General features: G+C 38.1%; 9 protein-coding genes. 3 read left to right on the forward strand and 6 right to left on the reverse strand.

All coding sequences use genetic code 11. The annotated features are described in order from the left end of the window. Positions 1 to 58: 58 nt before the first annotated feature. The 6 genes from WMO75_RS18420 to WMO75_RS18445 form a co-directional block, all read right to left on the reverse strand. On the reverse strand, positions 59 to 1,411 hold the full coding sequence (locus tag WMO75_RS18420) for an FtsW/RodA/SpoVE family cell cycle protein (RefSeq protein WP_118048784.1): 1,353 nt from the start codon (positions 1,409 to 1,411) through the stop codon (positions 59 to 61). 3 nt (positions 1,412 to 1,414) lie between these two features. Beyond that, positions 1,415 to 1,744, reverse strand: a complete 330-nt coding sequence (locus WMO75_RS18425; protein ID WP_055066334.1) for a PadR family transcriptional regulator — start codon at positions 1,742 to 1,744, stop codon at positions 1,415 to 1,417. 359 nt (positions 1,745 to 2,103) lie between these two features. Further along, entirely contained in the window at positions 2,104 to 2,361 is a 258-nt protein-coding gene (locus tag WMO75_RS18430; RefSeq protein ID WP_055157184.1) for a hypothetical protein, read from the reverse strand. A 99-nt stretch (positions 2,362 to 2,460) separates the two neighbouring features. After that, on the reverse strand, positions 2,461 to 2,664 hold the full coding sequence (locus WMO75_RS18435) for a helix-turn-helix transcriptional regulator (protein WP_015527881.1): 204 nt from the start codon (positions 2,662 to 2,664) through the stop codon (positions 2,461 to 2,463). Between the two features lie 3 nt (positions 2,665 to 2,667). After that, complete coding sequence (locus WMO75_RS18440; protein ID WP_015527882.1) at positions 2,668 to 3,309, reverse strand: DUF2178 domain-containing protein; 642 nt, start codon at positions 3,307 to 3,309, stop codon at positions 2,668 to 2,670. Between the two features lie 269 nt (positions 3,310 to 3,578). Beyond that, on the reverse strand, positions 3,579 to 4,214 hold the full coding sequence (locus WMO75_RS18445) for a helix-turn-helix domain-containing protein (protein ID WP_015527883.1): 636 nt from the start codon (positions 4,212 to 4,214) through the stop codon (positions 3,579 to 3,581). Positions 4,215 to 4,701: 487 nt separating this feature from the next. Here WMO75_RS18445 and WMO75_RS18450 point away from each other — a divergent pair, with 487 nt between their 5' ends. From WMO75_RS18450 to WMO75_RS18460, 3 genes are all read left to right on the forward strand, one after another. After that, complete coding sequence (locus WMO75_RS18450) at positions 4,702 to 5,763, forward strand: replication initiation factor domain-containing protein (RefSeq protein ID WP_279221586.1); 1,062 nt, start codon at positions 4,702 to 4,704, stop codon at positions 5,761 to 5,763. Further along, positions 5,763 to 5,966 carry an excisionase gene (locus tag WMO75_RS18455; RefSeq protein WP_015527885.1) on the forward strand — a complete coding sequence of 68 codons (204 nt, stop codon included), beginning with the start codon at positions 5,763 to 5,765 and terminating at the stop codon, positions 5,964 to 5,966. Before WMO75_RS18450 ends, WMO75_RS18455 begins: the two co-directional genes overlap by 1 nt. Before the next feature lie 78 nt (positions 5,967 to 6,044). Further along, a partial coding sequence (locus WMO75_RS18460) for a site-specific integrase (RefSeq protein ID WP_349078702.1) occupies positions 6,045 to 6,745 on the forward strand: 701 nt, incomplete at its 3' end.

A 6,745-nucleotide genomic window follows, 5' to 3' on the forward strand; every position in this document is an offset into this window, starting at 1 on the left:
AATCAAAAACGCTGGGAGCAATTCTCAGCGTTTTTGATTGGTTTTATTTAACATAATATTATGATACTTTTTTTACCTTAGAATTAATGGACATAAAGCCTGTTTCAGGATGTCGCGGATAAATATTCTTATACCTGTAAGTACTCAGCACGATCCCCATGAGTCCATAAGAAATTATGATACAGCTTCCTCCGGCTGAAAAAAACGGAAGAAATGTTATTGATTGCGGAAATACGCCAAGATTCTCAAGGACATTTATCAAAAAACTGATGAGAAATACAATTCCGCACCCGCATCCCATCATCATGCCCAGCTGATTTTTCTGTCGTAATGCAGTGTTGAAGACTGCAAAAATCAGAACCGCAAGAACACAGCACAAAAGTATAGCTGCAATTATTCCATATACAGATGACAGATAGGTCAGAATGTAATCCGCATTAAATGCTGGCAGGATTCCCGTTACATCTGATTTGCTTTTCCCGATCAGCTTATTTTGTCTCCAAAGTGAATGCAACATTTTTGTGAGATAGTCTGTTTCGCTGCCGCTGGAAAACATCGCCTGTATGCGCGCAATTTGATATTCCGCCAGCCTGTTTCTCAGGTACATACTCAGAAAAGCTGCTATGGGCGCGGTCAAAAACACAGCCCATATTCCACAGATAGTTCTTTTCTTTCTGACTGTAAACCAGTCCTTTTTGATTGCGATCGTCAACATAGTCAGCATAGTTACCAGCATCACACAAGCTGTCCTGAGTGCCGGCAGGCTGTAAACTAATATTACTGGAGCAATCAGCCATAAGATTGCTCTTATCAGTCCCTTATATCCCCACCCATGATATTTATATAAAATCGCCCCATATATAGGGACATAAAACAGCATCAGTTTTTGTACATCCATGCCTCTTCTGCCTCCCGGCAGTGATATAAAAATCCTCGCTCCGTTTACCTGGCCTCCTTCCAATATAACCAGCAAACAGACGGCCAATAAAACAGCTGCAATTATTTTTGAAAATTTTGCCAGTACGGTATAGTCCAGCAGATACAAAATCATCATGACAGCCAGCCCGATCATAACATGAAACACATATCTGTCAGAACCGGCTACCGCATTCTCACTGGCTTTTCCGGAAATCCCTGCATGTATCAGAACACCTGCAATGCTGATAAATATAATTATTCCCAAAAGTTTCCATGCAGCCTGAGGTCTGTGGATACTGTCAAGGGAGATTCCTGTTTCCACAGGATCCCCCATGTCTCTGACAGCTTCCTTCTCTGCCTGTTCATGATCCATGCCTGCCTTCATGTTTTCCGCAATCTGATCCTCCATATGATCCTGCAGTTCCTGTTTTATGTATGGTCTGGCTTTTGTGCAGCGAATTTGTTCCAGCAATAATTTCAGATATTCGTCCATAACTCACACCTCCAATATAAGCACATTGGTCACTGCTGCAGAATACTCTTTCCATTCCTCTATTTTCTTTTCAAGGAATCCTCTTCCCTGTCTGGTAAGGCTATAATACTTTCTGGTCTTTCCAGCTACATCCTGTTCATATACTGTCAGGAGTCCTTTCTCTTCCAGGCTGTGCAGCAATGGATAAAGAGTTCCTGCCTTCAGCTCAAATACATTCTGAGATTTTTGCCTCAGTGTGTCGATCATCTCATATCCATACATATCCTTTTCAGACAAAAGTTTCATTACAAGCATTGCCATACTTCCTGAAACCAATGCTCTTTCAATAGCCATCTGGTCCACCCCCTTCTTAGAATAAATTATATATCGGCTTCCTATATATCGGTCATCTATATAATAGATTATTTTACATTATTTGTCAATATATCAATAAGATTTAGTCTAAATTTTATATCTAATTTGCGATTATCCGCATAAACACTATACTTTCAATCACTTTGAAGTATAGAAAATTATTTAATTTACCACGAATTTACCACAATTGAATGAGCCTTGATATGACAATAAAATAGCACTAAAAAGACACCCTTTACACCTGAGTGGTGTCTTTTGTTAAAAAGCAGTCAATCCTAAGACTAACTGCTTTGTGTGTATGGATATAAAGTTGTCAAACTGGGATTGTATGTTGGAAATTATTCTACATCAATCACATCATCTTCACCTATTTCTATGAAAGTGGTGCTACTATCTGTTGAAACGTTTTTAGATACTGACATATTAAATATTATCAAGAGGATATTCAATAGCACAATTACTAGGAATATAACCCCAGCAATTTTCCAAATTTTTTTGCTACGCCTATTCTTAATTGCCATCTGTTCACTGATTTTTGCAAGTTGTTCTGCGATGACATCATTATCATCTTCATCAGGTATTGTTCCTCCAAGCAATACAAATTAACATTATAGTTGCATTACTCTTATATTGATGTAAAACTTAATATTCTATTGTTCCCAATATCACATAGAACCGAATTTACTACCACTATCTTATTTAAAAATGAAAATATCTTCTATCGGTGCATTGAGAACCCGTGAAATATCAATCGCCAGTTTTAGAGATGGATTGTATTGTGCTTTTTCCAACCTCATAATTGTTTCTCTACGAACCCCGACTTTTTCTGCCAGTTGTTCTTGTGTTAAACCTTGTGCTACACGATATACCTTTAAGTTGCACATGAAATCTTCTACCATGACTTATTCTCCTTTTTCGTAGCGGTATAATAAATAGTTGCTAAGAAAAATGACTAAAGCATAGATAAGTGAAACAGAAATGAGCATAAAAATTGCACACCATTCCACATTACGAGAAAACATTCCTATTGCCATAAGCCAAATGACTATAAAGAGAAGTTTAAATCCTACTTTATAGGCGTTTATTTCTGCTTTTCTTTTATTTTCTAAAAAAAGTTCATCTTCTAAAGTGTGAGAAAGTTTTCCTTCAAAGAAAAAGCCGAAAAAGCCAAAAAATATAAAGAATACAAAAGGATATATTTTCCCATATTCAAAATAAGTCCAAAAACCGCTAAAACCTAGAAATCCAAATATTCCACACAGTCCCCAATATGAAGATACTGTTCTTGAATAGTTTTTGTCTTTAAAATTTTTAGAAAAGGCGTTTTTAAAGAAGATAACTGTTACATATAAGACATAAATAGCTATCAAAGCACCGACTATCAACATTGGTATATCCTTTATGGAAAATACATAATTAGACATATCCATGTTTTTAACCCAGCGTGCGTCGTTAAATAATAAAGAGTAAATTATCCCTGCAATCAGTAATATTACACACCCTACTCCCATAAAGATAACTTGTTTCATTTGTTTTTTTGTCATAATCATCCCTCTTTTCAATGTGATGTTTTTGTATCTTTATAAGACAAATATATCACTTAATATAAATGGTGTCAACAAGAAAATGATACAAATACATCTCATATCGTTTTTATATAATTTACTACAAATCAGATTTTGTCCCTTTCTTCCTCTTGTCTGCCACAAACAGTAAAGGAAAAGCCCTGTCAAGAGCCTTGCCACCATTGGTGGTGCTTTGCACTCTTTACTGGGCTTTTTGTTTGCTGTATCTTCTACAAAGAGGAAAAGGGTTACTCGTCCTCATCATCAAAATCGTTATTTTTCAATACTTCCCGTAATAATTCCATATCTTCTTTTGAATTGGGGTTTATCATTTTTACGACTTGATAAGGTGTCCTATATTTATGTCCCTCTATGCTTTCACCGAACATATCCATGCTGTATAAATCATCATAGTGGTCTAACAGTTTTTGAAACTTCAAATGCTGGATAAATTCTTTGATTGGATAAAGGTCGGACGCTACAATGCTTTTTCCGTTGATGTAGTCGGTAATATATTCCCGTAACTTTTTCAACTCATATTCCAGCCATTCTTCTTCGCTGTCAAAGAAGTTGTCATAATGCCCATGTTTTAATTCTGCATTTAGTCGTTCTTCAATTCTTAAAAACTGGCAGACTTCCTTTTCGGCTTGATTAACATACTTCCATTCTCCCGACAGTAATTCATTTGGGGTTACACCCAGCACGTCCATTATCTTTTCTAATGTATCAAAGGTAGGATAATTTACACCCCGTTCAATCTTGGAAAGGCTCTGCATATTGATACCGATTTTGTCCGCAAGTTCCTGTTGTTTCATTCCTCTGTGCTTTCTTATGGTCTGTATATTTTCTCCTAAGAAACTGATTTTCTTTTCGTAATGCTCCATAACTCAGTATAAACACTCCTTTCATTGCTTTTATTGGTATTTATAAGCATATCATACTTAATATATATCAAAAAGTCAACAAAAACTTCTTGACAAGTAATTCTAATAGCGTTATTATCGTATCAGATAGAGTGATTAAGCACGCTAGGGTCAATCACACGCTTGAGTAAGCATAGAAAAGATGTATTTTCATTTTGATAGAATGAATAAACGTGGACTATCAGACAGAAAATAGTGGTTTCCAAAAGGGGCTGGCTGGACGGGGCACGTCCCCCAGACGTGTTTCGGACAGACAGTTCCTTTTGGAAAGGGAACGCCTTTAGGCGTTCATAAAGGGCGTATATGTAACACCGCCCTGCGCATACATGTCATAGTACCTAGGAACTGTGATAAATAAAGGAAAAAACACGATTTTTACCCCGCAAAAAAACGGGAAGTACGAAAGGAGAAATGCACTATAACTACACACAAAAATTTATCCGTTAAGATTGATTACATCAGTATTGTATTTGATACTGTAACCGCTGAAGATGTAATCATGCACATTTTAGGTTTACCGACTGATATTTTCAATGTCTATCCGGCAAGCATTAAATACAAAACCTATCAAGCACGCTGGCAGATTGGAGATATTTATGTATCGGGGAACGCAAGGAAAACAGAGGACAACCCACAAGGGTTAGGCTGTTATCTTGTTATGACTGGCAGAGGTTGTGATGATATTTTCCGTATTCTCGACAGTAGGAATTATACCTTTGGGGATATGTTCCGACGCTGTGAGCGAAGATACGGACTGGATAATTTCCATTTCACAAGACTTGATATTGCCATTGATGATAAGAACGAAAAGCCATTCTTTACCATAGAGCAGATAAAGAAGAAATGCGAAAAAGAGGAATTTATTTCTAATAGTGAGGGCTACCACTTTGACGAAAGCAAGTTTGATGATTTCGACACCGCAAAGACTGTTTATATCGGTGCTGGAAAATCGGGATTGTCCTATCGCTTTTATGATAAGGATAAGGAAGTCTGTTCAAAACATAATAAGACGCTTGAGGAAGTCGACAGTTGGAAACGGACAGAAATGCAACTGCGTGATGATAAGGCTCATGCTTTTGCCATGACATTCAAGGACAGACCGCTGGAACTTGGAGAACTGGCTTTCGGGCTATTGGCAAACAACCTACGCTTTGTCGTACCAAACAGAAACGAAAGTAATAAGAGCAGGTGGAAAACTTGTCGGTTTTGGGAACGCTTTTTAGGGGCTGTGGAAGTCTTAAAACTGCAAGTACCAAAACAGCAAAATTCCCTTGAAGAAACACAGCAATGGCTCACAGAGGGTGGCGTGATTTCCGCTGTCAAAAGTTTTTACTTCTTGGAAGAACATGACGCATTAGGTGGTCTGGAAAAAGTGGGAACTATGCTTGATAAGGCAAGATACCGCAATTCCCTTTCCAGTAAATTAACCGCTCATTTACAGAGGATAAACCGCACCGACCTTATTCCCTATATCCAGTATGACACGAAACATGGGAAAGGGGGTATCTGATGAATAACAACGATATTCCTGTATGGGAAAAATACACCCTTACCATTGAAGAAGCGTCAAGGTATTTCCGTATCGGAGAAAACAAGTTAAGACGATTGGCAGAGGAAAACAAGGACGCTGGCTGGTTCATTATGAATGGCAACCGCATACAGATTAAACGCCGACAATTTGAACAGGTCATTGACAAATTGAACGCAATCTAATGCAAATGAGCCTTGTATGTGTTATGATGAACACAAGTCATATCAAGGCTCTTTCCAACAAGGAAAGGAGCAGACACCATGAAAGAAAAAAGACGGGATAGCAAAGGACGTATCCTGCATACTGGCGAGAGCCAACGAACAGACGGAAAATACTTATATAAATATGTGGACGCATTTGGAAACACAAAATATGTGTATGCCTGGAGATTGACACCCACAGACCCGACACCAAAGGGAAAACGGGAAAAATCCTCACTTCGAGAACTGGAACAGCAGATAAGACGAGATATTGAGGACGGTATCGACAGCACAGGCAAGAAAATGACGCTTTGCCAACTTTATGCCAAACAGAACGCACAAAGGGCAAATGTGAAGAAAAGCACACAGAAACAACGGGAACAACTCATGCGGTTATTGAAAGAGGACAAGTTAGGTGCTAGGAGTATTGATACAATCAAGCCCTCTGACGCTAAAGAATGGGCGTTACGCATGAAAGACAAAGGCTTTTCCTACAATACCATTAACAACCATAAACGCTCGTTAAAAGCGTCATTCTATATCGCCATACAAGACGATTGCGTAAGGAAAAATCCCTTTGATTTCAAGTTAAGTGAAGTCCTAGAAAATGATACCAAAGAGAAAGTCGCATTGACAGAGGAACAGGAACAAGCCTTACTCTCATTTATCAAGACAGACAATGTGTATCACAACCATTATGATGATGTGCTGATACTGTTAAAGACTGGACTTCGTATCTCGGAACTGTGCGGACTGACAGT

Source organism: Blautia intestinihominis, assembly GCF_040096655.1.
Classification (GTDB): Bacteria; Bacillota; Clostridia; order Lachnospirales; family Lachnospiraceae; genus Blautia_A; species Blautia_A intestinihominis.

Bases quoted from the DNA above. Each gene is read 5' to 3' on its own strand.
- WMO75_RS18420 (WP_118048784.1), bottom strand. From the start codon at position 1,411: ATGGACGAATATCTGAAATTATTGCTGGAACAAATTCGCTGCACAAAA.
- WMO75_RS18425 (WP_055066334.1), bottom strand. From the start codon at position 1,744: ATGGCTATTGAAAGAGCATTGGTTTCAGGAAGTATGGCAATGCTTGTA.
- WMO75_RS18435 (WP_015527881.1), bottom strand. From the start codon at position 2,664: ATGGTAGAAGATTTCATGTGCAACTTAAAGGTATATCGTGTAGCACAA.
- WMO75_RS18440 (WP_015527882.1), bottom strand. From the start codon at position 3,309: ATGACAAAAAAACAAATGAAACAAGTTATCTTTATGGGAGTAGGGTGT.
- WMO75_RS18445 (WP_015527883.1), bottom strand. From the start codon at position 4,214: ATGGAGCATTACGAAAAGAAAATCAGTTTCTTAGGAGAAAATATACAG.
- WMO75_RS18455 (WP_015527885.1), top strand. From the start codon at position 5,763: ATGAATAACAACGATATTCCTGTATGGGAAAAATACACCCTTACCATT.